Source organism: Nocardioides carbamazepini (assembly GCF_024614185.1).
GTDB lineage: Bacteria > Actinomycetota > Actinomycetes > Propionibacteriales > Nocardioidaceae > Nocardioides > Nocardioides carbamazepini.
In genome coordinates this window covers 148997-175309 of sequence record NZ_JAHTLF010000016.1, presented here as the reverse complement: position 1 = coordinate 175309, position 26313 = coordinate 148997, and the positions used below count along the sequence as shown (strand labels likewise).

The window sequence follows — 26313 nt, the reverse complement described above, 5'->3', positions numbered from 1 at the left end:
AACTCCTTCGATCGGGCGGAAGGTCTGATCCTAGTGGCCCCCGAAGAAGGCGGCCGCGACCCGCTCCGCGGCGTGGCCGTCCATGAACCGGTTGAAGCGCCGGTGGAAGGTCTCCGTCGCGTCGGCGTACCGCCGCCGGAGGCCGTCGATGTCGCGGAGCAGGTCGACGACCTGGTCGGCGGTGTCGACGTGCGGTCCGGGGGCGGTGGGGACGTAGTCGTAGAGGAAGCCGCGCACACCGCCGACGTAGGTGTCGAGATCAGGGACCAGGAAGACCATCGGCCGGCGGGTGAGGGCGAAGTCGAAGCGCAGCGACGAGTAGTCGAGGACGGCGGCGTCGGCGGCGAGGATCAGGTCGTTGATCTCGGGGTACTCGGTGACGTCGAGGAACCGGGTCGCGCCGGCCCGGTCCGTCCCGTCGCCGGCCGGGTTGTGGAACCGGTGGCCGCGCAGCAGCAGGACGTAGTCGGGCCCGAGGTCACGCGCGGCGGCGCCGATGTCGAGGTGGTGGACGGCGTCGGCCGCGCGCCAGTTGGTGGCCTGGTCGTCGCGCCACGTGGGGGCGTAGAGGATCGCCTTCTGGTGCGGCGCGATGCCGAGCCGGCGGCGTACGTCCTCGCGGACGGCGTCGGCCCGGTCACTGACGAGGACGTCGTCGCGCGGGTAGCCCTCGCTGTGGATCGGGCCGTCGTAGGCGTACTCGCGGCGGTAGTACTGGTCCATGTCCGGCTCGGGCGTGAGGATCAGGTCCCACTGCTTCGAGGTGCGGGCCAGCTCCAGCTCGATGCGCCGAGGCGGATAGTGCTTGGCGTCCCACATCCGGATGCCCATCGACTTGGACGGGTAGCCGTGGAAGGTCTGCAGCAGCCGCTGGCCGGGACGCTTGCGGAACCAGCGCTCGGGGTCGATGTTCATGCACAGCTGCCCGGCGGCGGCCAGGACGCGGTACCACTCGCGCGTGGTCATCACGACCGGGACGCCGCCGTCGGGCACCCAGGAGGCCGCCGAGGCGACACCCCAGTAGAGCGTGAGCTCGGGACGGGTGCGCCGCAGCTCGTGGTGGAGCGCGAGCTGGCTGTCGGTCGCGGAGGCGCCGACGTAGGACTGGAAGTAGACGGAGCCGGGCTCGAGCGGGATGTCGCCGTCGGCGTACCACTCCTGGAGCTGGGTCTGGCCGTAGGGGACCCGCTCCTCGACCGGCACGGCCGGCAACAGCTCGACGCCGGCGACGCGGCCCTCCTGCACGACGCGGGCCGAATAGCCGGGGTGGTCGGTCCCGACCATGAAGTGGTGGAGCCGGTCGATGCCGCGCTCGCCGAGGAGCGCCCGGACCGTGGTGTCGCCGGTGGTGACGGCGAGCCAGAGCCAGGCCGGGGCGAGAGGGCGGTCGCCGAGGCCCCAGCGGTCGGTGGTCAGGGTGACGCTGGCGCGGACCTCGCCGGGGTCGTCGCCGGGGTGGAGCTCGGCGGTGAGGACCTCGGTGCCGCCGACCTGGGTGAGCAGGGCGAGGCGCGCGTCGCCGGGTGCCGGTGCGCCGAGCCAGTGACCGGTCACGTCGAGCCGGAGACCCTCCACGACGATGTCGTCGACGACCAGGGTGCCGGCGGCCTCGTAGAGCTCGGTGTCGCCCGCGGCGGTACGGGAGCCGACCACCTCGCCGGTGCCCACGCCGAGCCACTGGGGCGCGGCCGCGGGCCAGCCGAGTGCGACCTCGCGGCCGTCGGCGGTGAGCGCCTGCACCTGCCAGCGGCGCTGACCGGTCCAGGCGGCGGGCAGCTGGAGACGGAACGCCATCCCGTCGGGACCCTCGGTGGTCTCGGCCCGGACCTGCTGGGTGCCCTGGGTCGCCCGCAGCCCGGTGACCCTCCCGCCGTCGGCCGCCTGGTCGAGGACGCCGGACACCGTGCGACCGGTCACCTCCAGCGTGCGCAGCCGCGGACCACGGTCGGGGCGGATCCGCAGGCCAACGACGTCGGAGCGCGGGTTGAAGGCCACCACCGAGCCGGCCACCGGGCGCGGCGCGAGGTGGTCGCGGCCGATGAAGCCGGCCGAGGCCTGCTCGTCGATGAGCGGCACGGCGCCGGAGCGTCGTACGCCGTCGACGTCGATGTCGACCTCGACCACCCAGGTGGCGGTCCCGTCGCCGCCAGCACCGGCCGCGACCACGTCGGCGACCGGGACGACGGCGTCGAAGGCACCCCAGGAGAAGTCCTGGTGGCGGCGCAGCGCCTGGTTGGCGCGGGCGTCGCGGAACTGCCGGATCTCCAGCGGGATCCGGCGGCCGGCGTCGCGGTCGACGAGGGCGCAGGAGATCGCCGGGCTCGCCGTCATGTGGACGAAGTCGATGGCCGCGAAGATGGTCAGCTCGAGCGTGGCGGCGTCCACCCAGCGGGCCTCGCGCAGCATCGCCCGGAACCGGGTCTCGTCTGCGGTCATCTCGAACAGCTCGCGCGGGATGCCGAGCTCGGCGTCGTCGTGGTGCGGCAGGAGTGCCCAGACCCTGCCGTCGCGGATCTCGGTGGGCCGGTTGCCGCGGGTGAACAGCCGGGCGCCGAGGAAGTCCTCGAGCGCCTTGCGGTGACCGCCCTGCAGCAGCCACAGCTTGACCCGGGACTCGGCGTTGAGCCGCGCCCAGACGTGCTCGTCGGCGGCGGCGAGGAGCATCGCGACGTGGTCGCGCAGGGTCTGCCACTGGCTCTCGTCGGCCCGCTCGACGTCCGCGATGAGCGGCTGCACGGCCGTGTCGAGCACGCCCCACAGGAACCAGTCGCGGACCTCGGGGAGGCCGAGCGCCTCGACCCGGTGCCAGGTGTGGTCGTTACGGTCGATCCAGCCGGCCAGCCCGCTGAGCACATCGGGGACGGTGCCGACCTGGACGCCGTCGCGACGCTCGGTCGGGATGTAGGTGAAGTCGGCCAGCAGGTCGACGGCGGACGCCTTCTCCAGCAGGGCGAGGGCGACGTCGGCACCGTCGGGGAACTCGTCGGTGAAGCGCACGCCGGTCTGCCGCCACGACGTCCGGGTGAAGAGCTTGTTGCCCAGGCCGAGGTCGGTGACCGCGACCGGCGTGGCTGCGAGCGTGGTGCCGCGCACGGGCGTGTGGTGCGCGGCGTCGTACGCCGAGTCGGGGATCCAGCCGGCGATGTCGGGCTCGCGCATCGCACCCACGACCAGGGGCGAGTTCGAGCGGTGGTGCGCCTCGACGAGCCGCTCGATGCCGGTGTGGACGAAGTCGTCACCGGCATGGGTGACGACCACGACCAGCTCCCCCGATGCTGCCGCGACGCCGGCGTTGCGGGCCGCGGCGAGGGACCTCTCCACGCGGAGCCGGGTCTTGATCCGCCAGTCCCCCGCCGCGTGCTCGCGCACGGTCGCGGTGACCCGGTCGTGCCGCCCGAAGCGCACGACCAGGATCTCCAGGTTGCGGTAGGTCTGCACCTTCAGCGAGTCCAGGCAGGTGCCGATCCGGGTGGTGTCGTCGTCGCTGACCGGCAGCACCACGGTGACCAGCGGGCCGGCGAACTCACCGCGGAACCTGCGGGTGGCGCGGCCGACCGGGCCGCGCAGCCTCCCGGGTCCTGCCTTGGCGAGCCGGATCAGGCTCTGCTGGGCACGGGCGCGGTCGAATGCCAAGGCGGCAGCGTCCTTCCGGGGTCGACGGGCGGTCGCCCGATGCTACCGACCGTCTCGCTCCCGACGGGGTGTCAGGGCTGAACCCGAGAGCACCTCGGCCGGCAGGCCGCACACGTCGTCAGGCGGGGCGACGGGCCTGCGCGCGGGCCTGGGCCTCGAGGGCGTGGATCTGGGCGGTGAGTACGTCGAGCTCGGCCTCGAGCTCCGCGACCCGGACGACGGCCTGGCCGGCCCGCTCCTCCGCGTCCGCCAGCCGCTCGGTGAGACGGTCGGCGGTGCGCTGCGCCTCCTCCGCCCGGTCGCCGGCCTCGGCCAGCTCACGGCGGGCGTCGGCCAGCTCGGCGGCGGCGTCGCCGAGGCGCTTCTCGAGGCGGGTGATGGTGGCGTCGCGCTTGGCGACCTTGCCGGTCATGTCGGCGGCGAACTCGACGTTCTCCGCAGTGCGGACCTCGGTCAGCTCGGCGTAGGCGCGCGCCTGGGCGGCGCGGTCGCGGGCAGCCTCCTGACGGGAGTCCAGGAGCTCGGTGTGGGTGATCTTGGTGGCGGCCGCGCCCAGCAGGACGGCGGCGGTCGCGGCGATCGTGACCAGGAGCCAGGAGCCGGTCACGGCGGTGCCGGCGACGGCGAGCGCCGCGAGCACGATGAGCAGCACGGCGACCACGACGCGGGTCGACCGCTGACGGCGACGGTTGCCGGACGTGCCAGGGGAGGTCATGCCCAGCACGGTAAGCCTCGAGACGGCCCGGACGCGGCAGACACGCTTGTCACATCCGTCCCAACCGTCACAGCCGGGCGGGTCCGGGGGTTCGTCGTACCGGACAGGAATGTCCCCCAGCCAGCGATTTCACAGCAGAGATGTCCGGTACGACGCGCGAGCGTGCGTCTACCGGTCGTCGTGGATCCGGCAGGCCCTCTCGAGAAGGAGTCCGGCCACCATCGCGGCGAGCGCGCAGGCGGCGGCCACGAGCGAGCGGGCCAGGCGCTCGTCGGCCAGCTCGGCGGCGTCGCCGACCCACGAGAGCGCGTAGCCGACGTACCCGCCGGTGACCAGCGCCGCGACGAGGGCGCTGGCGCGGGCGAGCACCAGTCGGTTGACGGCCTGATGCGCCTCGAGTCGCTCACGGCGCACGTGCACGGCGCGGTGCGTCACCCAGGCGACATAGCCGAGGATCGTGGCGAGCAGCAGCAGCGCGAGCGGCTGTGCCGCCGACACCAGCGGAGGTACGACGCCCAGCCGGTCGCACAGCGGATGGAGGGCCCAGCCTCCGACCAGTCCGATCGCCACCCACACCAGCAGGGTGGGCAGGCCCGTCGGCCGCAGCCCGTCCGGCGACGGCCCGGGGGGCCGCTCGGGGTCCTCGGGCCGAGGGATCGGGTCCCGGCTCACGCGCGGATCACTCGGGTCTCACTCGTTCGCGAGCACCAGGTCGTCGCGGCGGGTGAGGCCGTCGGCACCGATCACGGCCAGCAGGTCGGCCACGGGTCCGCGATCGAGCAGGACGGCGTCCTGCTCGACGTCGAGCCACGGCTGCAGGACGAACGCCCGCTCGTGGGCCCGCGGGTGCGGCAGCCGCAGCTCCTCGGTGTCACTGCGGCGGTCGCCGACGACGATCAGGTCGACGTCGAGCGTGCGCGGCGCGTTCTTGACCTCGCCGCGCTCGCGGTCGAAGGCGTCCTCGATGGCCATCGCGCGGTCGAGCAGCCGGTGGGCCGACAGCGTGGTGTCGGCCAGGACCACCGCGTTGAGGAAGTTCTGCGCGTCGGGCGGACAGTCGACCGGGACGCTCTCGTAGACCGGGGAGACGCCGGTGACCCAGACCTCCGGGGTGTCCGCCAGGGCGCCGAGCGCCCCCTGCAGGGTCGCGAACCGCTCACCCAGGTTGGAGCCGAGCGCGATCACCATCCGACGGATCGGTCGCATCTCGCCAGTCAGCGTGTCCGCGTCGACGATATTCGGATTGGGGGTCTCGGTCATGCTGGGCCCTCTGCCTTCCCGGTTCGGTCTCCCACCCCTGCCGCCTCACGGCGTCGGACGATGGTGAGCTGTACGTCGGCGAACGTCGCCTGGATCGGCGCATCCGGCTTGTGGACGGTCACACGCACCCATTCAACACGAGGGTCCAACAGGCAGGTGTCCGCGATCCGCTGCGCGAGGGTCTCGATCAGGTCGACCGGATCCCTCGTCACGACGGCCACGACCTGGTCCACGAGGCTTCCGTAGTCCACGGTGTCGCGCAAATCGTCCGAGGCCGCCGCGGGGGCGGTGTCGACGCCGAGCGCCAGGTCGATCACGAAGACCTGACCGTCGCGTCGCTCGTGGTCGAAGACGCCGTGGTGGGCGAAGCACTCGATGCCGAGGATGCTCAGCTCGTCACTCATTCTCAGTCCCTCTCCGGCGCCGCGGCCCGATCCGCGGCTGCCCCCCACTGTGCCGCAACCGCGAGGGCGTCGCGGTGGGCACGCACATCGTGGACCCGCAGGCACCACACCGGTGCCCCGCCGAGCCCCGCCGCGAGCAGGCCGCTCAACGCGACGCTGGCGGCGTCGCGCTCGCCCACCGGTCGCGGCCGGCCGGCGGCGTCCTCGAGCAGCCGCCCGAGGAAGGTCTTGCGACTCCCCCCGACCAGGAGCGGGTACCCGAGGTCCGCCAGCACGTCGAGGCGGCGCAGGAGCTCCCAGTTGTGGTGCGGGAGCTTGGCGAACCCGAGCCCGGGGTCGAGCACGATCTGGTCGTCACGGACGCCCGCGGCCCGGATCGCCGCGACCCGCTCGGCCAGCTCGGCGCGCACGGCGGCGACGACACCGCCCTGCTCGTCGTACTCGGTGAACTGCTGCATCCGGTCGCTGTGGGCGCGCCAGTGCATCGCGACATAGGTGGCCCCGGTGCCGGCGACAACCTCGAGGATCCCCGGGTCCGCCAGCCCCCCGGAGACGTCGTTGACGATCCGGGCACCGGCCGCGACCGCGCGCGCCGCGACCTCGGCGCGCATCGTGTCGACGGAGACGATCGCACCGTCGGCGGCGAGCGCCTCGATGACGGGTACGACGCGGTCGAGCTCCTCCGCGAGCAGCGGCCGGGTCGCTCCCGGACGGGTGGACTCACCGCCGACGTCGAGGATGTCGGCGCCCTCGGCCAGCAGCGCGCGGGCGTGCTCGACGGCGCGCTGCGGATCGTCGTACCGGCCACCGTCGGAGAACGAGTCGGGTGTGACGTTGACGACCCCCATCACCAGCGGGGCCGACGGCGCAGTCATGCCGGCAACCCTAAGGGCTTGCCCGCACCCGTCCGATGTACGTACGATGCACAGACATCACGGGAGGCTGCTATGGACAAGCCCATGGACAAGCGCAGGGTCGACCACGTCTGGACCGACGGGCCACGCACGGAGCGACTGAACCTTCGCGTGTCCCCAGAGTTCAAGGCTCGCCTCGAACAGGCCGCGCGCGAGGAAGGCCTCAGCGGGACGGATCTGATCGTTCGGGCAACCAACGAGCAGATCGACGAGATCCTGATGCGCCGCACGGTCGTCAGCGACGAGTTCTTCGACGGGCTGCTCGCCGCCTTGGACGAGCCTCCCGCCCCCAACCCCCAGCTCGCGAAGGGATTCCGAAGGCTCGAGGAGTTGAGGCGCGCGGATGTGGCTCAGGCGACTCGCCGCTGAGCACGACATCGCCTCGTTCCGTAGCGGCAACTCGACGCTGGACGGCTGGCTCGAGGCGGCCGCATTCACCGCTGACGCCAAAGGCACCGCGCGGGTCTACGTATGGCCCGATACCGGGAACGCCATCCAGGGGTACGTCGCCATTGCTCCGCACTCCCTGGACGCCGGCGACCTGCCCCGACGTCTGGGGCGCGGCGAGCCTGCACAGATCCCGTCCTACCTGATCGCGAAGCTCGCACTCGACAAGGGCCTGCAAGGCAGAGGGCTGGGCGCCGCCCTCCTGAGCGCCGCACTGGAGGTCATCATCGAAGCGAGCGATCGGAGCGGGGGCCGGTATGTCGTCGTCGACGCCATCGACGAGAAGGCGGACTCGTTCTATCGACATCACGGATTCACGGCGACGACGATGCCGCGGCGCCTCGTTCTCAAGATGAGCAGTGCCCGGAAGGAGCGCGATCCGGCTACTCGCGCAGCCGACTCATAGACTCTGCGCCATGGCCGAGGCTCCCGCGGTGTCCGTCGTGATCCCGACCTACCGCTCCGGGCCGGGCCTGGACCGCGCGATCGCGTCACTGGACGCGCAGACAATGCCGCAGGACGGCATCGAGGTGCTGCTGCTCGACGACGGCTCCCCCGACGACACCGCGGACCGGATCGAACGGATCGCGTCCGGGCGGGCGAACTACCGCGCGTTCGCGCTGGAGGCGTCGGGATGGCCGAGCCGGCCGCGAAACATCGGTGTGCGCGAGGCGCGCGGGCGCTACGTGCTCTTCATGGACCACGACGACGAGCTGTACCCCGACGCGCTGCGGGCCGCGGTCACGCTCGGCGACCGGTCCGGTGACGGATCCGGCGACGGGTCCGGTGCCGACGTGGTCAACGGCAAGGAGGTGCGGACCCAGGTCGCGCGGTGGGGGCTCACGCACTACACCCACGACACGGGCGACGCGCGGGACGAGCCGTTGCGCGGGCTGCTGCCGATGACCCCGCACAAGCTGTACCGGCGGGAGTTCCTGCTCGCGAACGACATCCGCTTCCCGGAGGCGCCGCGCCACCTGTGGGAGGACATCTTCTTCCAGGTCGAGCTGATCGAGCACGAACCCGTCGTGGCGCTGCTCAGCTCGACGCCGTTCTACCACTGGCGGCACACCGGGGAGAACAGCTCCACGACGGCCGAGGGTGAGCGCGACTACCGCGGCACACCGGACTACTGGCCCTACCTGGAGAAGCTGCTCGGCCGGATCACCGAGGTCCGGGATCCGGGTCTCCGGGTCCCGCTGCTCGCCCACACCGCTCACGTGCGGCTCGTCCCCGAGATCGGTCACCGGCCCACCGGACGCGCGGCCTCGGAGATCGCCCGGGACCGCGCGGAGATCGAGCGGCTCGTGGCGGCCTACGTCCCCCCGGACGTGGACGAGCTCCTCCCGGCGCGCAGCAGGGTCGCTCTCACCCTGTTCCGCGCGGGCGAGGCCGAGGCGGCGGCCGACTTCCTGCGCGACGGCATCGGCCGGCGCCCGGAGTACACCGTCACGGCCGTGGAGGACACCGGCGACGGCGCCGTCCGGGTGACCGGCACCGTCGCCTGGACTCGCGTGCTGGGGCAGCCCTTCGCCCGTCGTACGGCGGACGGGAGGGTCGTGCGCGACCTGCCGGAGCCGCTGGCCGGCCTGCTCGCCGAGCGCGGGCTCACGCCGTCCGCCGATGTCGGGGATGCCTTCGTGGACGTCGCGATCCGGCACGCCCCGACCCGGGTGAACTGGCTGCTGCCGTCGACCTCGCGGGTCGAGCTCGTCGAGCAGGAGGACGGGACCCTCGAGCCGGCCGGCCGGTTCACCGCGACCTTCGACCCCCGCACGGCCGCGATGGGCAACCCCCTGCCGCCCGGCGCCCACCTGGTGCTCGGCATGTGCGAGCTGGACGGGCGCACCGGCATCAAGCGCGCCTTCAGCGACCTGCCCGCCGGCACCCAGGTCGGGCCGGTCGGCCTGGACTACTCCGCGCATGACGGGCTGCTGCTGCGCGTCCCCGCCGCCGAGCCGCCGGCCCGCAAGGGTCTGCTCAAGCGGCTGCGCCGGAACTAGTCACTGGGTCGGCTGCCCGGGACGGCGGTCTTGCCGCCAGGCGGACGTAACCAGCTACCCGACTCGACTGGCGACGCGCTCGCGTCACAAAAGATGGTTCGGGCCTGCTCCAGCCGCCTCGGCCAGCAGGTCGAGCAGATAGCGGCCGTACCCGCTCTTGAGCAGCGGCTTCGCGAGCTCCTCGAGCCGGTCGTCATCGATGATCCCGAGCCGCCAGGCGATCTCCTCGGGCGCGCCGACCTTGGTGCCCTGCCGCGCCTCGAGCGCGCGCACGAAGTTGCTCGCGTCGTTGAGGTCGTCGAACGTCCCGGTGTCGAGCCACGCGGATCCGCGGGGCAGCACCTCGACCTGCAGCCGGCCCTCCTCGAGGTACATCCGGTTGAGGTCGGTGATCTCCAGCTCGCCGCGCGGGGACGGCTCGAGCGACTTGGCCTTCTCGACCACGTCGGAGCCGTAGAAGTAGAGGCCCGGAACGGCGTAGTGGCTGCGCGGCTTCTCCGGCTTCTCCTCCAGCGACAGCGCCCGGCCCTCGGCGTCGAACTCCACGACGCCGTACGCCGTCGGGTCCGCCACGCGGTAGCCGAACACCGCGGCACCGTCGAGGTCCTCGAAGCGGCGCAGGCGGGAGCCGAGGCCGGCGCCGTAGAAGATGTTGTCGCCCAGCACCAGGCCGGCGCCGCCTCCGGCGAGGTGCTCCTCGCCGATCAGGAAGGCCTGCGCGAGACCGTCGGGCGAGGGCTGGACGGCGTAGGTGATCTCGATGCCGAACTGCGACCCGTCGCCGAGCAGTCGGCGGAACTGGTCGGCCTCGTGGGGGGTCGTGATGACCAGCACCTCACGGATGCCGGAGAGCATCAGCGTCGAGAGCGGGTAGTAGATCATCGGCTTGTCGTAGATCGGCATCAGCTGCTTGCTGATGGCATGGGTGATCGGGTGGAGTCGACTCCCCGTGCCGCCGGCCAGGATGATCCCGCGCATCATGTCTCCCACTCCTCGGGGCCTCGGCGGCCCCGTCTCGATGTCTCGACGGGGCATTCTCCAACATAGGCTGTCCGGCGTGCGCATCCTCGTGACCGGCGGAGCCGGGTTCATCGGCTCGAACTTCGTCCACCACCTCGTCCGCCACACCGACGCCTCGGTGACCGTGCTGGACAAGCTCACCTACGCCGCCAGCCGTGAGTCGCTGGCCGGGCTGCCCGAGGACCGCGTCCAGCTGGTCGTCGGCGACATCGTCGACGCCGCCCTCGTCGAGCCGCTGGTCAACCAGCACGACGCGGTCGTCCACTACGCCGCCGAGTCGCACAACGACAACTCGCTCAACGACCCGTCGCCGTTCATCCAGACCAACCTGATCGGGACCTTCACGCTGCTCGAGGCGGTCCGCAAGGCCGGCGTGCGGTTCCACCACGTGTCCACCGACGAGGTGTACGGCGACCTGGAGCTCGACGATCCGAAGCGGTTCACCGAGGACACGCCCTACACCCCCTCGTCGCCGTACTCCGCCTCCAAGGCGGGCTCCGACCACCTCGTGCGCGCGTGGGTGCGGAGCTTCGGCGTGCAGGCGACGATCTCGAACTGCTCCAACAACTACGGCCCATGGCAGCACATCGAGAAGTTCATCCCGCGCCAGATCACCGAGGTGGTCGACGGTCGGCGGCCCAAGCTCTACGGCTCCGGCGAGAACGTCCGCGACTGGATCCACACCGAGGACCACTCCTCGGCCGTGCTCCGGATCCTCGAGCAGGGTCGGATCGGCGAGACCTACCTGATCGGGGCCGACGGGGAGAAGTCGAACCTCGAGGTGGTCCGGCTGATCCTGACCCTGATGGGCCGCGAGGCCGACGACTTCGAGCACGTCACCGACCGCGCCGGACACGACCTTCGCTACGCCATCGACTCCGGCAAGCTGCGCACCGAGCTCGGCTGGACCCCGCAGTACGGCGACTTCGAGTCCGGTCTCGCGCAGACCGTCGAGTGGTACCAGCAGAACGAGGCCTGGTGGCGGCCGAAGAAGGACGCCACCGAGGCGGCGTACGCGGCCAAGGGTCAGTAGTCGTGAGCGATCTACGCATCGAGACGACCTCGATCCCCGGCCTGCTCGTCGTCCACCTGCCGGTGCACGGCGACGACCGCGGCTGGTTCAAGGAGAACTGGCAGCGCGAGAAGATGGTCGCGCTCGGCCTGCCCGACTTCGGGCCCGTGCAGAACAACATGAGCTTCAACGCCTCGCGGGGAGCGACGCGCGGCATCCACACCGAGCCGTGGGACAAGTTCGTCTCCGTCGCCGTCGGCAAGGTGTTCGCCGCGTGGGTGGACATGCGCGAGGGCGAGTCCTTCGGGGCGACGTACTGGACCGAGGTCGACGAGAGCGTGGCCGTGTTCGTGCCGCGCGGAGTCGGGAACTCCTACCAGGCGCTCGCCGACGGCACCGTCTACTCCTACCTGGTCAACGATCACTACGTCGCCGGGCGGACCTACCCCGCCCTCGATCTGGCCGACCCGACCGCCGGGATCCCGTGGCCGCTCCCGCTCGACTCCCCCGAGGTCGAGATCTCGGCCAAGGACCGCGCCAACCCGGCCCTGTCCGACGTGACACCGATGGCTCCGAAGAAGACGCTGATCACCGGTTGCCGCGGCCAGCTGGGGCGTGCGCTCGCGGCGCTCTATCCCGACGCGACGCTGGTCGACCTCGACGAGCTCGACCTCACCGACGCCGCCGCGCTCGCCGCCTGGCCGTGGGAGGAGTACGGCCTCGTCCTCAACGCGGCGGCCTACACCGCCGTCGACAAGGCGGAGACCCCCGAGGGACGCCCCGTCGCCTGGGCCGCCAACGCGATGGCGCCGGCCGCGCTGGCGCGGATCGCCGCCGCCCACGGGATCACGGTCGTCCACTACTCGACCGACTACGTCTTCGACGGCTCGCCGGTGGAGGGTGGACGCCGCGAGGACGCCGCCTTCGCCCCCCTCGGCGTCTACGGCCAGACCAAGGCCGCGGGCGACCTGGCACTGGCGGGCGCCCCGCGCCACTACATCCTGCGCACCTCCTGGGTGATCGGCGACGGCCACAACTTCGTGCGCACCATGGCCCGCCTCGCCGCCGACGGCGTCGACCCGGCCGTCGTGTCCGATCAGGTGGGTCGCCTGACGTTCACCGCCGAGCTCGCCCGCGCGAGCGCCCACCTCGTGGCCACGGAAGCGCCGTACGGCACCTACAACGTCACCAACGGCGGCACCCCACGCTCGTGGGCCGACTATGCCCGCCGGGTCTTCGAACTCACCGGCCACGACCCCGCCCGGGTCGGCACCGTGACCACCGAGGAGTACGCCGCCGGCAAGTCGCTCTCGCCGCGACCGCTGCACAGCACGCTTGCGCTCGACAAGCTCGCCGCCACCGGCTTCGTGAGCACCGACGCCGACGAGGCGCTGGCGGCCTACCTACGCGGCTGACCGTGCTCGTAACTAAGGGCGGTCTCAGCCTCGCGGGCTGTGGATGAGCGCCATCGCCTCGGCGCGGGTCGCGGCGTCCTTGAGCATCGTGCCGCGCACCGCGGAGGTGATCGTGCGGGCGCCGGCCTTGCGGACGCCGCGCATGGTCATGCACAGGTGCTCGGCCTCGATCACGACGATCACACCGCGGGCGTCGAGGAGCTCCATCATCGAGTCGGCCACCTGGGTGGTCAGCCGCTCCTGGACCTGCGGCCGCTTGGCGTAGAGGTCGACCAGGCGGGCCAGCTTGGACAGGCCGGTGATCTTGCCGGACTCGGCCGGGATGTAGCCCACGTGGGCCACGCCGGTGAACGGCACCAGATGGTGCTCGCACATCGACCACAGCTCGATGTCGCGGACCAGCACCATCTCGTCGTGGCCGAGGTCGAAGGTGGTGGTGAGGACGTCCTCGGGCGTCATCCGCAGGCCGGCGGTGAGCTCGGCGTACGCCCGCGCCACCCGGGCCGGGGTGTCGCGGAGTCCCTCGCGCTCGGGGTCCTCGCCGATGGCGGCGAGGAGCTCCCGGACGGCCGCCTCGGCCCGCTCGTGGTCGAACGGCGGCACGTCCTGCGGCCCGCGGTCGGGCACGCTGATGGGATCGGTCACGACGGATCCAGGATCAGGTGCCCGCGGGCGGGGCCGGCGGCGTCGGGTCGCTCGGGGGTACGACGGGCGGACCGCCGTACACGTCGCCACCCGGGCCCGGCGGGGTGAGGATCTGGCCTCCGTCGGCACCGGCGTCGCTCGCCGGGTCGCTGCCCCGGCCGTTCTGCTCGGCGCGACGGCGGATCTCCTCGGGGATCTCCACGGGCGGGATGTCGGAGGGGACGCGGTTGGGCGAGCCCGTCCACGCCGGCCGGGTGGGCCGCAGGCGAAGGGCGGTGAAGACCTCCGCCACCTGCTCCTTGTCGAGGGTCTCCTTGTCGAGCAGCGCGAGCACGAGGGCGTCGAGCACGTCGCGGTTCTCGACCAGGATGTCGAAGGCCTCCTGGTGCGCCGTGGCGAGGAAGTTCTTGGTCTCCTCGTCGATGATCGCGGCGACGTCCTCGGAGTAGTTGCGCTGATGGCCCATGTCACGGCCCAGGAAGGGCTCGGAGTTGGAGTCGCCCAGCTTGATCGCGCCGAGGCGATCGGTCATGCCGTACTGGGTGACCATCGCGCGGGCCAGCGCCGTGGCCTTCTCGATGTCGTTGCCGGCGCCGGTGGTCGGGTCGTGGAAGATCAGCTCCTCCGCCGCCCGGCCGCCCAGCATGTAGGCGAGCTTGTCGAGCATCTCCGAACGGGTCTGGGAGTACTTGTCCTCGTCGGGGAGCACCATCGTGTAGCCGAGTGCCCGACCGCGCGGCAGGATCGTGATCTTGTGGACCGGGTCGGTGCCCGGCAGCGCCGCCGCGACGAGGGCGTGGCCGCCCTCGTGGTAGGCGGTGATCAGCTTCTCCTTCTCCGACATCAGGCGGGAGTTGCGCTGCGGGCCCGCGACGACCCGGTCGATCGCCTCGTCGAGCATCACGGCGGTGATGACCTTCTCGTTGTTGCGCGCGGTCAGCAGCGCCGCCTCGTTGAGCACGTTGGCGAGGTCGGCACCGGAGAAGCCCGGGGTACGACGCGCGACCGACATCAGCTCGACGTCGGGGCCGAGCGGCTTGCCCCGCGAGTGGACCTCGAGGATCCGCTTGCGGCCGGCCAGGTCGGGCGCGTCCACCTGGATCTGGCGGTCGAAGCGGCCCGGACGCAGCAGGGCCGGGTCGAGCACGTCGGGACGGTTGGTCGCGGCGATGAGGATGACGCCGCCGCGGACGTCGAAGCCGTCCATCTCGACGAGGAGCTGGTTGAGGGTCTGCTCGCGCTCGTCGTGGCCGCCGCCCATGCCGGCGCCGCGGTGGCGGCCGACGGCGTCGATCTCGTCGATGAAGACGATCGCGGGAGCGTTCTCCTTGGCCTGCTCGAACAGGTCGCGGACCCGGGACGCACCGACGCCGACGAACATCTCGACGAAGTCCGAGCCGGAGATCGAGTAGAACGGGACGCCGGCCTCGCCGGCGACGGCACGCGCGAGCAGGGTCTTGCCGGTGCCGGGCGGACCGTAGAGCAGTACGCCCTTGGGGATCTTGGCGCCCACCGCCTGGAACTTGGCAGGCTCCTGGAGGAACTCCTTGATCTCGCCGAGCTCCTCGATCGCCTCGTCGCAGCCGGCGACGTCGGCGAAGGTGGTCTTCGGCATGTCCTTGCTGATCATCTTGGCCTTGGACTTGCCGAACTGCATGACGCCCCGGCCACCGCCCTGGACGTTGTTCATCAAGAAGATGAACAGCAGGATGATCAGCGCGAAGGGCAGCAGCGTGGCCAGGATCGAGCCGAGCAGGCTGGGCTTCGGGTTCTTCGAGTTGGCCTTGTCGATGGTGCCCGCCGCGACCTGCTCGTCGACCTGGGCGAGCAGCGTCTCCTGCTGCCCGTTGATGTAGTAGGACATCACCTTGTCGCCGGACTCGCGGGTGCCCTTGTCGAGAGTGGCCTCGATGGCCTGGTCACCGTCGATGAAGGTGATCTCCTCGACCTGGCCCTTCTCGACGTACTTCGACATCTGCGAGGTGGGGACCTCGTCGTACCCGCCGCCGGGGGCGAGGAACTCGAGAGCGAGGACGACGGCGAGGACCGCCACCACGATCCAGAGCCAAGGCCCCCTGAAAACGCGCTTCACAGACTTACTCGCTCCCCACAGTCACGACAGGATCAGACGACGGTACACGCCGCCGACGGGTCCATTCTGACTGGTCTCTGGTTGGACAGGGCCCGAAGGCCCCTTCGGACCGGCAGCGCGGCGGGAGCCGACCTCCGGGAACGTGCTCGGCTTTCGCGTCGGCGCAGACGCGCTCGGCCCCATCAGGCCGGCAGCGCGGCGGGAGCCGACCTCCGGGAACTTGCTTGGCTTTCGCGTCGGCGCAGACGCGCTCGGCCCCATCCCTAGGAGTAGACGGCGGGCGAGAGGGTGCCGATGTCGCGCAGGTTGCGGTAGCGCTCGCGGTAGTCGAGGCCGTAGCCGACGACGAACTCGTTGGGGATGTCCCAGCCGACGTACTTCGCCTTCACCGGCATCTGCAGCGCCTCCGGCTTGCGCAGCAGCGTGGCGATCTCGACGCTCGCCGGGCCGCGGGAGCCGAGGTTGGAGGTGAGCCAGGACAGGGTCAGGCCGGTGTCGATGATCTCGTCCACGATGAGCACGTGACGCCCGGTGATGTCGGCGTCGAGGTCCTTGAGGATCCGCACGACGCCGGAGGACTTGGTGCCGGAGCCGTACGACGACACCGCCATCCAGTCCATCTCGACGTGCTTGCCCAGCGCCCGGGCGAGGTCGGCCATGATCATGACCGCGCCCCGCAGGACGCCGACCAGGACGAGGTCCTTGCCCTCGTAGTCCCGCTCGATGTCGGCGGCAAGCTCCTTCACCCGATCCTGGATCTCCGCCTCGGTGAAGAGCACCTCGACCAGGTCGTCCGCGACGTCGCTTGCGTGCATGGCGTCAGCCTGCCACAGCCGTCGGCCGGAACCGGAGGTGGGAGCGGTCCCGGTACGCCGTCACGTGGCCGGGCAGCTGCACCTCTCCGTCGAGGCGACGCCGGGCGAGCCGGTGCAGGGCCGTGACGTGGACGTGGAACAGCTCGGCGTCCGTGGCCCCGGCGGCCAGGGCGGCCAGCCGGAGCACCCGGCTCGCGATCGCCGGGAGCAGCTCGTCCAGGGCCGCCAGCGGCAGTCCCTCGGCGGTCACCAGGTCGGCGTACGCCGCCGCGGCGAGGACGTCGAGGGCCTCGACGTCGGCGCGGACCTGGTCGGCGGTCCGGGCGAGCGCGGCGGCGATCCCCGGCCCGAGCTCGGCCTCGAGGACCGGCAGCACCCGCTGCCGGACCCGGACCCGGGCGAAGCCGGGGTCGCTGTTGTGGGGGTCGTCCCAGAACGCGATGCCGTCGGCCAGGCAGGCGGCGACCGTGTCGGCGCGGCACACGTCGAGGAGCGGCCGGGTGCAGTGGTCGAAGGAGCGCCGCATCCCGGCGAGGCTGCGTCCCCCGGAGCCACGGGCCAGGCCGAGCAGCACCGTCTCCGCCTGGTCGTCGCGGGTGTGCCCGAGGAGCACGACGGCCGCCGCCAGGTGCTCGCGGAGCTGCTCCAGCACGGCGTACCGGGCGCGCCGGGCGGCCGCCTCGATGCCCAGGCCCGCCGGGTCGACCTGGACCCGGGCGGTCGCGGTCTCGTCGGCACCCAGGGCGACCATCTGTGCGACGACCCGGCTCGCGTGCTCGGCGGAGCCCTCCTGCAGGCCGTGGTCGACGGTCGCGCCGATCACCCGCAGGCCGGCCTTGTGGCCCTCGAACACGGTGGCGGACAACAGCGCCAGCGAGTCGGCGCCACCGGAGCAGGCCACCAGGACGCCTGAGCCCGGGTCGAGCTCGGCCAGCGACCGGCGTACGCCCCGGCGGACGGCGGCGATGGCCGGATGGAGGCCCATCGTCAGGCCAGGACGCGCTTGACCCAGCCGTCGGGGTCGCTCAGCTCGGCCTTGGTGGGGAGGTTCGCAGGGGAGGCCCAGACTGCGTTGAACTCGTCCATGCCGACCTTGTCGACGATCGCGCGGACGAAGTGGGCGCCGTCGCGGTACTGGGCCATCTTGGCCTCGAGTCCGAGCAGGCGGCGCAGGAGACGGTCGAGAGTGCCCACGCCCTGGCGGCGCTGGGTGAACTTCTGGCGGATCCGGGCGACGCTGGGGATCACGGACGGACCCACGTCGTCCATCACCACGTCGGCGTGGCCCTCCAACAACGACATCATCCCGGTGACCCGGTCGATGACGGCCAGCTGCTCGGGGCTGCTGAACATCTCGACGATGCTGCCGCCGTTGCGGCCGGCCTTGATCGCCTCGACGACCCGCTCCAGCCCGTCGTCGAGGAGGCCCGAGGGCTCGACGGTGTCGCTGATCGCCCGGATCTCGGAGAACAGGTGCTCGCGCATCCACGGCACGGCCGTGAACTGGACCCGGTGGGTCTCCTCGTGCAGGCAGACCCACAGACGGAAGTCGTGGGGATCCACGCCGAGCTCGCGCTCCACGTGGACGATATTGGGCGCGACCAGCAGCAGCCGGCCGTACGGCTCGTGGAACGGGTCGAACTGACCGAGCACCTTGCCCGCCAGGAAGCCCAGCAGCCCGCCGACCTCGGCACCGGTCACCTTCGCGCCGACCTTGAGGCCGATCCCGCTGGGCGGCTTGCTGGCCGCGAGCTTCTCGATCATCGGCCGCGTCGCGACCGCGAAGCCCTCCGCGTTGGCCTGCACCCAGCCCGGTCGGTCGACGACCAGGATCGGAGCGGTGCCGTCCGGCGCGTCCAACCCGGTGAACTCCCGCACCAGGCCGGTCGAGCGGTGCGCGCCCGCCCGCAGCTCGGCGACCGCATCGGCGGCCTCCGCGCGACTCACCACGGGCCCGTCTCCCGCGAGCCGGGACCCCAGCGACACAGCGAGGCCCCAGTCGATCATCGGGGGCAACGGTGCGGCGGGTGCGGTCATGCTCGGAAGCCTAGGCCGTCCGCCCCAGCCACACCCCTGTCGAAGTGTCAGCAGGTGCAGGCGCCGAGCCCGGCGGCGGCGTTGTCCATCGCGACCCGCGCGGGGAGGCCCTTGACCTTCTTGATCCTGTCCGCCATCAGCGCGAAGGCCATCAGGTGGCCGTCGGCGTCGATCGCGATGCCCGCCAACGAGGTGACGCCGGTGAGGGTGCCGGTCTTGGCCCGCACCCGGCCGCGACCGGCGGCGGGGCCGAGGTCCATCCGGTCGGTGAGCGAGCCCGTGTAGCCGGCGACCGGGAGCCCGGCCAGGAGCGGACGCAGCCGGGGGTGGTCGGCCGAGGCGGCGAGGCGCAGCACGTCGACGAGTACGCCGGGCGCGAGCCGGTTGTCGCGGGACAGGCCGCTGCCGTCGTACAGCACCGAGCCGCGCAGGTCGATGCCGTTGGCGGCGAGCGCCCGCTCGACGGCACGCTGGCCGCCGGCGAAGGATCCCTCGCCCTGATCGGCGAGCCCGGCATGGCGGAGCAGCACCTCGGCGGCGGCGTTGTCGCTGACCTCGATCAGCCGCTGCACGATCTGCGCGACCGTCGGGCTGGTGACCCGGCCGACCTCGGTCGCGCCGGCGGGAGCGGGGCTGCGGGTGAGGTCTCCGGTGACGGTGATGCCCCGACGGGCGAGCGCCTTGGCGAAGGTCGCAGCCGCCTCCAGCGCGGGGTCGGCGACGGCGCCCTGACCGGGGAGCGGCCGACCCTCGTCGACCCACAGGGCGCTCACCGGGTTGATCTCGTCGGGGAGGTACTCCGGCTTCCAGCTCGGATGCACGGCCGGGCCCGCGAACAGCCCGTCGTCGAACCCGAGCTCGACGGTCGTGGTGCCGGACTGCTTCAGCGCGCGGGCGGCGCGCTTGGCGAGGGTGCGCACGTCGGCGCGCTCGGGGTCGTACGTCGCGCCGCCCGCCGGCTTGCCCGGCGCACGGGCCAGCAGCGGGTCGCCGCCGCCGACCAGGACCAGCCGTGGCGCCTCCCCCGCTGAGCCGGGGCCGGACGTGTCGACGACGGCCGTGGTCGCGAACGTGCGCTCCGGACCGAGCAGGAACAGCGCGGCGGCGGCGGTGACGATCTTGGTGGTCGAGGCGGGGATCGCCACCCCGGCGCCCTCGGTCGCCTCGTAGGTCAGGCCGGCGCCCTCGAGCGGGCCGACGGCGGCGATGACGTGGCGACCGAGGTCGGGCGAGTCGAGCGGGGCGAGCGCCCGGCGTACCTGCCCGCGGTCCAGCGCGGCGGCGCCGTCGGCGGCCGGCGCAAGGGCGACCGGCGCCACGACGGGAGGGATGTCGACGGTCGGCGGCGGGGCGACGGCAGCCGGATCCGCGGGCGTGCCGGCGTCGGCGCGCAGCTCGTCCCACCACTGTTCGGCCCAGCCGGTCCGCCAGGCGACGCCCGCGCCGGCCAGCAACGCGAGGACGAGCCCGCCGGCGAGCATCCGCCGGGCACGCCCGGCCCCCGGCTCGCGGTCTCTCTTGCCCACGGTTCTCCTCCCCGACTGCGCGTTCCGGGACATTGTGCGGGACAATGACGCGTACATCGGCGTCGGGCAGGTTCGAGGGCTCCCACGAGCACGTCCGCGCCAGACCCTTTCGGGCCGAGATCGTGCCGAGATCGTGTGGAGGAAGCCAGTGCTGGAGTTCGACGTCCTCGTGGAGATCCCCAAGGGGAGCCGCAACAAGTACGAGGTCGACCACGAGACCGGACGGATGCGCCTGGACCGCTTCCTCTTCACGTCGACGATGTACCCCGCCGACTACGGCTACATCGAGGACACCCTGGGCCAGGACGGCGACCCGCTCGACGCGCTGGTGCTGCTCCAGGAGCCGACCTTCCCGGGCTGCCTCATCAAGTGCCGCGCGATCGGCATGTTCCGGATGACCGACGAGGCCGGCGGCGACGACAAGGTCCTCTGCGTGCCCGCGGGCGACCCGCGCATGGAGCACCTGCGCGACATCAACCACGTCCCGAACTTCGACCGCCTCGAGATCCAGCACTTCTTCGAGGTCTACAAGGACCTCGAGCCCGGCAAGTCCGTCGAGGGCGCCGACTGGGTCGGCCGCACCGATGCCGAGGCCGAGATCCTCGCCTCCTTCGAGCGGTTCAAGACCTCCGGTCACTGACCTCCGCGGGTGTTGAGTCGTCACATCTGACCGGTCGAGCCGTCACAAACGGTCTGCTCCGGTCGGGAGCGGTTGCGTTGGTGACGACTCAACGGGTCAGATGTGACGACTCAACGGGTCAGATGTGACGACTCAACGGTCCGGACTCACCCGCGCTTGACCCCGCGGAAGTAGGCGATCGCGCCACTGCGTTCGATCACCAGGTCGGCGACGCCCTCGCGGGCGAACCAGATCGCGAGGTCGGCGCTCGTGCAACCGGGACCGAGGAGGCCGGCGACCCGGCCGGCCTGACGCAGTGGCTCGAACCGCAGGCCGGTGTCGTTGAGGAGCGCGCTGCCGGTGAGGATGCCGCCGGGGCGCAGCACCCGGCCCATCTCGGCCACCGCGCGCCGCGGGTCGGGGAAGCAGTGCAGGCCGGTGAAGGTGACGACGAGGTCGAAGGAGCCGTCGTCGAACGGCAGGTCCCCGACGTCGGCGATCCGCGGTACGACCTGGTCGGCGACGCCGCGTCGCTCGGCCACCCGCATGGTGCGGTCCAACATGGCCTGGGCGATGTCGCCGGCGACGTACTCCACGTCCTGTCCGCGGCGCAGGCCGCGCAGGGCGACGCCGCCCCCGCAGGGGATGTCGAGGATCCGGCTCCCGGCGGGCTGCCGGCCGATCTCGTCGGCGGCCCGGTAGAGGCGGCGCAGGTCGCTGTTGATGCCGAGCCGCCAGAGCGCGCCGCCGGCGGTCGGGTGCTCCACGGTCCAGTCGTAGAACGACGCCCACAGCGGGTCGTCGGACCACCCGCCGAGGCCGGGCACGTGGGCCAGGGCGGAACGGATCATGCCTCTCCTCCGATGAGCGCCGGAGCGCGCAGCAGCGCCTCGGGCACGGCGAACGCGTCGACGAGCCCCCGCGCGATCGGCCGCACCCGGCGGCACAGGTCGGCGACCTCGCGGGTGATCGCCTTCGAGCGCTGGGTGTTCAGCCGGCCGTGCTCGATGAACCAGCCGCGGTCGGCCTCGATGCCGGAGAGCGCGTGCAGGTCGCACAGCAGGTTGAGGACCAGCTTGAGGTCGCCGCTGTCGTCCGGCAGCGCCGCGACCTTCTCGACGAACGCCTCGAGCACCAGCCGCTCCACGTGGGCGCGGGCGGCCGCGATCACGTGGTCCTGCACCTGGGAGAAGACCTCGCCCGGGTTCATCCCCGAGTCGACGCCGCGCTTGAGCCGGCGCGCGACGCCGCCGATCAGGTGCTCCTCGCGGAACCGGTACATCGCGAGGTGGTAGTTGGGGTCGCGCAGCCCGCTGTCGGTGTGCCAGTCGTCGCTGCCGCCGGGCAGCGCGTCGCGGATCTGCTCGAAGAGACGGTGCACACGGGTGCGTTCGAGAACCGTGTCGACCGCGAGGCCCGCGACGAAGCGCACCATCCCGAGCTGGTCGAGGTCGGAGAACTCGCTCGCGTAGTCGGTCAGCAGTCCCTTGCCGACCAGCTGCAGCAGGACGTGGTTGTCGCCCTCGAAGGTCGTGAACACGTCGGTGTCGGCCTTGAGCGCGGCGAACCGGTTGACGGCGAGGTAGCCCGCGCCGCCGCACGCCTCGCGGCACTCCTGGATCGTGTCGGTCGCGTGCCAGGTCGTCAGCGCCTTGGTGCCCGCCGCGCGGGACTCCAGCTGCCGGCGGGTCTCCTCGTCGGTGCGGATGCCGGAGAAGACGTCGTGCAGCTCACCGGCCAGCACCTCCTGCGCGAAGTGCAGCGCGTAGGTGCGGGCCAGCCGCGGGAACAGCCGCCGCTGGTGCAGGCCGTAGTCGAGCAGCAGCTGCTCCTGGCCCTCCGGCCCCCCGTCCGCACCGTCGGTGCCGGTCTCGAACTGCCGGCGTTGCAGCGCGTAGCGCACGGCGATGGTCAGCGCCGACTTCGACGCGCTGACCCCCGCGGCGCCGACCGACACCCGGCCCTGGACCAGGGTGCCGAGCATCGTGAAGAAGCGCCGGCCGGCGCTCTCGATGTCGCTGACGTAGGTGCCGTCCTCGGTGACGTCGGCGAACCGGTTGAGCAGGTTCTCCCGTGGCACCCGCACAGTGCCATCGGGGTCGAACCAGATCCGGCCGTTGTCGACGCCGTTGAGGCCCATCTTGGGGCCGTCGTCCTCGATCCGGACCCCGGGCAGGGTGGCGCCGCTCTCGTCCCGCAGGGGTACGACGAGCGCATGCACGCCGTGCCGCTCGCCGGCCACCTCCAGCTGAGCGAACACGACGGCCACCCGGGCGTGCTTCGCGGCGTTGCCGATGTAGTCCTTGCCGGCCTGCTCGCTGGGGGTGGTGACGACGAACTCGGAGGTGTCCGGGTCGTAGGTGGCGACGGTGCCGAGCGCCTGGACGTTGCTGCCGTGACCGGTCTCGGTCATCGCGAAGCAGCCGAGCAGCCGGCCGCTGACCACGTCGGCCAGGTAGGCGTCGTGGTGACGCTGCGTGCCGAGCTGCAGGATCGCGCCGCCGAACAGGCCGAACTGCACCCCGACCTTGACGAGCACCGACAGGTCGCCGTACGCGAGGGACTCGAAGGCCGCGATCGAGGCACCGATGTCACCGCCCCCGCCGTACTCCTTCGGGAAACCCATCGCCGCCGCGCCGGTGCCGGCGATCTCCAGCACCACGTCCTTGACGCGCTCGCGGAACTCGTCGCGCGGCATCGTCTCGGCGTCCTCCAGCACGGAGGCGTACGCCGGCAGCAGCTCGCGCACCGTGCGGCGGACGTCGGCGTACCTCCCGTCGAGCAGTGCGGTCAGTGCGGCGACGCCGACCGTCAGCTCGGGGGGCGCGGTCACGGTGGACTCCTCGGCCATGGGGCGAACCTAGTAGATGGGGTGCGGGCCGATCAGGGGCGAGCGAAGAAGTCGGGGGTGCGCCAGTAGTCGATCGACTCCTCGGTGACCGGGCGGCCGGTGCGCGGGGCGTGGATGATCCGACCGTCGCCGGCGTAGAGCGCCACGTGGAAGATCGACCCCGGGCCGCCGTCGGACCAGAAGACGAGGTCGCCTGGGCGGAGCTGGTCGCGGCCGATCGGCGTGGACTGCTCGTACTGGGCGACGGAGTAGTGCGGCAGCGTCTTCCCGCCGGCCGCCCACGCCTTCACGACGAGGCCGGAGCAGTCCCAGGCGGACGGGCCCGCCGCGCCCCAGCGGTAGGGCTCGCCGAGCTGCGCACGGGCGAAGGCGATGGCGGCCTCGGCACCGCCCGCGGGGGCGGGCGTCGGGCCGGCCGGGGTAGGCGGGGTGGTCGGGGCGTCGTCGTTCGCCTGTTCGTTCTTGGCGGCCTTGGCGTCCTGCGCCGCCTGGTCCGCGTCGGCCTGCGCGGCGGCCTCGGCGGCTGCCTGGGCGGCTGCCTGGGCGTCGACCGCGGCCTGGTGGGCGCGCGCGATGGAGACGCTCACCCCCCGGAGCCGGGCGAGCCGCTTCACCAGTCGGGTACGACGGGCCTCGATCCGCGCCGTGGCCGCCTCGGCCTCGCCGGCGGCCGCGCTGGCCTCGTCCCTCGCGGCGCGCGCGTCGGCGAGCGCCCGAGCGGCTTCCGCGGAGGCGGTCGTTGCGGCGTCAGCCGCGGTGGCGGCCGCATCGGCGGCGTCGACGTACGCGATCCGGCGCTGGTCGAAGAGCGACTGCACGTAGTCGCTGGCCGCGGACTGCTCGAGCAGGGTGTCCATCCCGTCGGCGTCGATGATCGCCTCCACCATCGACATCTCCAGGCCCATTCCCTGGGCAGTGATCACCGCGTCGCGGAAGGCGGCCTTGTGCGTGACCAGCGTCTGGTCGGCGGCCGCCGCATCGGCGACGGCCTGCTGCTTGGCGGCGCGGGCGGTGCGGGCGGCCCAGCGGGCGCCGTTCCAGGCCTCGGTCGCCTTCGCGGCGCGGACGGTGGCGGCGTCGAGCTCGGCGGCGGCGCCGGCGAGCCGCTGCTGGATCGCGGCGACGTCACCTTCGGCGCCGCCGGCGCGGTCCTGGGCCGCCTGCACGTCGGCGGCGGTGGGGGCCGCCGGCGCGGCCGGGCCGGCCGGGTCGGCGGGCGGGTCCGCCTGCGCCCCGGGGATGCAGACCACGGCCGTCACGACGAGGGCGAGGAGTCCGGAACCGAGGCTGGGTGAACGCACTTGCGTCACCGTAGTGCGCTTTCGTCACATCCGAAACAAAAATCTCAAGAATCTCAGGAGTTACCGGCGTGTCGGCTTGCGAACTACATCGATGTAGTTCTCCGACTCTGCCTCCGCTCGACGCGCTCGCGCCACCTCACACCGCCCAGGCCACGGCGGAAACGCCGGTCGAGGAGGCGCAGGAAGCGAGGAACGAGCGACCGGAGCCGACGAGACAGGCGCTTTGCGCCGTGCCGATCGTGTGCCGCCACGCAAAGGCGACCACCTACCCGACCCGACTGCGTGCGCGGCAGCGCGGCGCGAGGAACGAGCGACGCGCTCGCGCCACCTGACACCGCCCAGGCCACGGCGGAAACGCCGGTCGAGGAGGCGCAGGAAGCGAGGAACGAGCGACCGGAGCCGACGAGACAGGCGCTTTGCGCCGTGCCGAGGGTGTGCCGCCACGCAAAGGCGACCACCTACCGGACCCGACTGCGTGCGCGGCAGCGCGGCGCGAGGAACGAGCGACGCGCTCGCGCCATCAGACTCAGTCGACCTCGACGGGGACCTTGGAGGTGGTGGTCGTGGGGTGCGAGTGCAGATGTCGGTCGAACTTCTGCCCACTGGCGATGCCGCCGACGTAGAAGGCGACGATGGCGATGGCGATGCCGGCCAGGTCGTCGGCGACGTAGTGCCAGCCGAAGTACAAGGTGGCGATCACGGTGAGGCCGAAGTTCACCCAGAAGATCCACTTGAGGAGCTTCGAGTGCAGCGTGTACTGGACCATCAGCGCGATGAGCAGCGTGATCGCGCAGTGCAGGCTGGCGAAGCCGGCGATCGAGTTCACCGATTGGGTCGCGCCGCCGTAGAGCACGTTGCCGCGCGCGTTGACGATGCTGTCCATCAGGTCCGTGGTGCCGGTGTGGGCGAGCGAGGTGTACTCCGGCCAGAAGGCGATGCCGGGCCCGAGGGTCGGCAGCAGGTAGTAGGACAGCGTGCCGAGCGACCAGGCCAGGCACTGCGAGGTCACGAACCAGTAGCCGAAGGAGAGGTTGCGCGACCACACCAGCCACGCGGTCAGGCCGAGCGGCACCAGCGGCAGGAAGATCAGGTAGACCGGCGACAGGACGTGCGCCGTCAGGCCGGTGCCGAAGACCGCATGCAGCACGTCGCTGGGGTCGTGGCCGAAGAACATGACCCGGTCCATGATGTGCAGCTCGCGGTCGTAGGACAGCGCCTTGACCACGCCGGGCTCGGCGTCCGGGTCCGAGCGCACGAACGGCAGGAACGACTTGAGGTTCCGGTAGCTGACGTAGGTCAGGTAGAAGCTGATGACGCCGATCGCGACCAGCGTCGCGCGCTCCTTGGTCCAGTGCGTCTTCAGCCGCTCCCGCACGACCGGGACCACCCGGCTGGGGCGGCCGTGGGCCTTCCACAGCGCCAGGGGCAGCAGGTCGAGCAGCAGAGCGCCGAGGAGGAGCAGGGGCAGCCGGATGTACGACGGTCCGAGGAAGCTGCCCTCCGGGTCGAGGAGGCGGCGATCGAGCTTCCACGCGGTGAAGACCGCGAGACCCAGCATGAGCGCGGCCGTGCCGATGAGGAGGGTGTAGGCGCGGCGATACACC

The 26313-nt window shown here is 72.1% G+C and carries 23 protein-coding genes; 6 read left to right on the top strand and 17 right to left on the bottom strand.

Going from position 1 to position 26313, the window contains the following annotated elements:
* Nucleotides 1–30: 30 nt before the first annotated feature.
* The 6 genes from KVF89_RS13600 to folP form a co-directional block, all read right to left on the bottom strand.
* Complete coding sequence (locus KVF89_RS13600) at nt 31–3633, bottom strand: CDP-glycerol glycerophosphotransferase family protein (protein ID WP_257426179.1); 3603 nt, start codon at nt 3631–3633, stop codon at nt 31–33.
* Between the two features lie 118 nt (nt 3634–3751).
* Nucleotides 3752–4348: a hypothetical protein gene (locus tag KVF89_RS13595; protein ID WP_257426177.1), complete on the bottom strand. Its 597-nt coding sequence runs from the start codon at nt 4346–4348 to the stop codon at nt 3752–3754.
* Between the two features lie 168 nt (nt 4349–4516).
* Nucleotides 4517–5020: a DUF3180 domain-containing protein gene (locus KVF89_RS13590; protein WP_257426175.1), complete on the bottom strand. Its 504-nt coding sequence runs from the start codon at nt 5018–5020 to the stop codon at nt 4517–4519.
* 18 nt (nt 5021–5038) lie between these two features.
* Entirely contained in the window at nt 5039–5608 is a 570-nt protein-coding gene (folK, locus tag KVF89_RS13585) for a 2-amino-4-hydroxy-6-hydroxymethyldihydropteridine diphosphokinase (RefSeq protein WP_257426173.1), read from the bottom strand.
* On the bottom strand, nt 5605–6012 hold the full coding sequence (gene folB, locus KVF89_RS13580) for a dihydroneopterin aldolase (RefSeq protein ID WP_257426172.1): 408 nt from the start codon (nt 6010–6012) through the stop codon (nt 5605–5607). The genes folK and folB overlap by 4 nt, the downstream gene beginning before the upstream one ends.
* A gap of 2 nt (nt 6013–6014) precedes the next feature.
* The gene (folP, locus tag KVF89_RS13575; RefSeq protein ID WP_257426170.1) at nt 6015–6887 is read right to left on the bottom strand and encodes a dihydropteroate synthase; all 873 of its coding nucleotides are present in this window, start codon (nt 6885–6887) and stop codon (nt 6015–6017) included.
* 72 nt (nt 6888–6959) lie between these two features.
* Here folP and KVF89_RS13570 point away from each other — a divergent pair, with 72 nt between their 5' ends.
* The 3 genes from KVF89_RS13570 to KVF89_RS13560 are packed head-to-tail and all read left to right on the top strand — an operon-like array spanning nt 6960 to nt 9376.
* Nucleotides 6960–7295, top strand: a complete 336-nt coding sequence (locus KVF89_RS13570) for a type II toxin-antitoxin system TacA family antitoxin (RefSeq protein ID WP_257426168.1) — start codon at nt 6960–6962, stop codon at nt 7293–7295.
* Complete coding sequence (locus KVF89_RS13565; RefSeq protein ID WP_257426166.1) at nt 7270–7779, top strand: GNAT family N-acetyltransferase; 510 nt, start codon at nt 7270–7272, stop codon at nt 7777–7779. The genes KVF89_RS13570 and KVF89_RS13565 overlap by 26 nt, the downstream gene beginning before the upstream one ends.
* A 10-nt stretch (nt 7780–7789) precedes the next feature.
* Nucleotides 7790–9376: a glycosyltransferase family 2 protein gene (locus KVF89_RS13560; RefSeq protein WP_257426165.1), complete on the top strand. Its 1587-nt coding sequence runs from the start codon at nt 7790–7792 to the stop codon at nt 9374–9376.
* A gap of 84 nt (nt 9377–9460) precedes the next feature.
* On the opposite strand, the gene rfbA is transcribed toward KVF89_RS13560, so the two are convergent.
* Nucleotides 9461–10354 carry a glucose-1-phosphate thymidylyltransferase RfbA gene (rfbA, locus tag KVF89_RS13555; RefSeq protein ID WP_257427608.1) on the bottom strand — a complete coding sequence of 298 codons (894 nt, stop codon included), beginning with the start codon at nt 10352–10354 and terminating at the stop codon, nt 9461–9463.
* Nucleotides 10355–10439: 85 nt separating this feature from the next.
* On the opposite strand from rfbA, the gene rfbB reads away from it, so the two are divergent.
* Nucleotides 10440–11429: a dTDP-glucose 4,6-dehydratase gene (gene rfbB, locus KVF89_RS13550; protein ID WP_443690002.1), complete on the top strand. Its 990-nt coding sequence runs from the start codon at nt 10440–10442 to the stop codon at nt 11427–11429.
* Between the two features lie 2 nt (nt 11430–11431).
* A complete protein-coding gene (locus tag KVF89_RS13545) occupies nt 11432–12823 on the top strand; it encodes a sugar nucleotide-binding protein (RefSeq protein ID WP_257426160.1) in 1392 nt (463 codons plus the stop codon).
* Between the two features lie 24 nt (nt 12824–12847).
* Here KVF89_RS13545 and folE read toward each other — a convergent pair whose 3' ends face one another.
* From folE to dacB, 6 genes are all read right to left on the bottom strand, one after another.
* Nucleotides 12848–13426: a GTP cyclohydrolase I FolE gene (gene folE, locus KVF89_RS13540; protein WP_257427607.1), complete on the bottom strand. Its 579-nt coding sequence runs from the start codon at nt 13424–13426 to the stop codon at nt 12848–12850.
* 55 nt (nt 13427–13481) lie between these two features.
* The gene (gene ftsH, locus KVF89_RS13535; RefSeq protein ID WP_306809540.1) at nt 13482–15581 is read right to left on the bottom strand and encodes an ATP-dependent zinc metalloprotease FtsH; all 2100 of its coding nucleotides are present in this window, start codon (nt 15579–15581) and stop codon (nt 13482–13484) included.
* A 242-nt stretch (nt 15582–15823) separates the two neighbouring features.
* On the bottom strand, nt 15824–16375 hold the full coding sequence (gene hpt / locus KVF89_RS13530) for a hypoxanthine phosphoribosyltransferase (protein WP_257426157.1): 552 nt from the start codon (nt 16373–16375) through the stop codon (nt 15824–15826).
* Nucleotides 16376–16379: 4 nt separating this feature from the next.
* Nucleotides 16380–17360: a tRNA lysidine(34) synthetase TilS gene (gene tilS / locus KVF89_RS13525; RefSeq protein WP_257426155.1), complete on the bottom strand. Its 981-nt coding sequence runs from the start codon at nt 17358–17360 to the stop codon at nt 16380–16382.
* 2 nt (nt 17361–17362) lie between these two features.
* Nucleotides 17363–18412: an Rv3626c family coenzyme F420 biosynthesis-associated protein gene (locus KVF89_RS13520; protein ID WP_257426153.1), complete on the bottom strand. Its 1050-nt coding sequence runs from the start codon at nt 18410–18412 to the stop codon at nt 17363–17365.
* Between the two features lie 47 nt (nt 18413–18459).
* Nucleotides 18460–19938 carry a D-alanyl-D-alanine carboxypeptidase/D-alanyl-D-alanine endopeptidase gene (dacB, locus tag KVF89_RS13515; protein WP_257426151.1) on the bottom strand — a complete coding sequence of 493 codons (1479 nt, stop codon included), beginning with the start codon at nt 19936–19938 and terminating at the stop codon, nt 18460–18462.
* 151 nt (nt 19939–20089) lie between these two features.
* Between dacB and KVF89_RS13510 the strand changes: the two genes are divergently transcribed.
* The gene (locus KVF89_RS13510; RefSeq protein WP_257427606.1) at nt 20090–20578 is read left to right on the top strand and encodes an inorganic diphosphatase; all 489 of its coding nucleotides are present in this window, start codon (nt 20090–20092) and stop codon (nt 20576–20578) included.
* A gap of 146 nt (nt 20579–20724) precedes the next feature.
* Here KVF89_RS13510 and KVF89_RS13505 read toward each other — a convergent pair whose 3' ends face one another.
* The 4 genes from KVF89_RS13505 to KVF89_RS13490 all read right to left on the bottom strand — a co-directional run bounded on the left by KVF89_RS13505 (nt 20725) and on the right by KVF89_RS13490 (nt 26312).
* Complete coding sequence (locus KVF89_RS13505) at nt 20725–21408, bottom strand: class I SAM-dependent methyltransferase (RefSeq protein WP_257426149.1); 684 nt, start codon at nt 21406–21408, stop codon at nt 20725–20727.
* A complete protein-coding gene (locus tag KVF89_RS13500; protein ID WP_257426147.1) occupies nt 21405–23408 on the bottom strand; it encodes an acyl-CoA dehydrogenase family protein in 2004 nt (667 codons plus the stop codon). Before KVF89_RS13500 ends, KVF89_RS13505 begins: the two co-directional genes overlap by 4 nt.
* 32 nt (nt 23409–23440) lie before the next feature.
* On the bottom strand, nt 23441–24709 hold the full coding sequence (locus tag KVF89_RS13495; protein ID WP_257426146.1) for a C40 family peptidase: 1269 nt from the start codon (nt 24707–24709) through the stop codon (nt 23441–23443).
* A gap of 526 nt (nt 24710–25235) precedes the next feature.
* Entirely contained in the window at nt 25236–26312 is a 1077-nt protein-coding gene (locus KVF89_RS13490) for a phosphatase PAP2 family protein (protein ID WP_257426145.1), read from the bottom strand.
* Nucleotide 26313 lies beyond the last annotated feature (1 nt).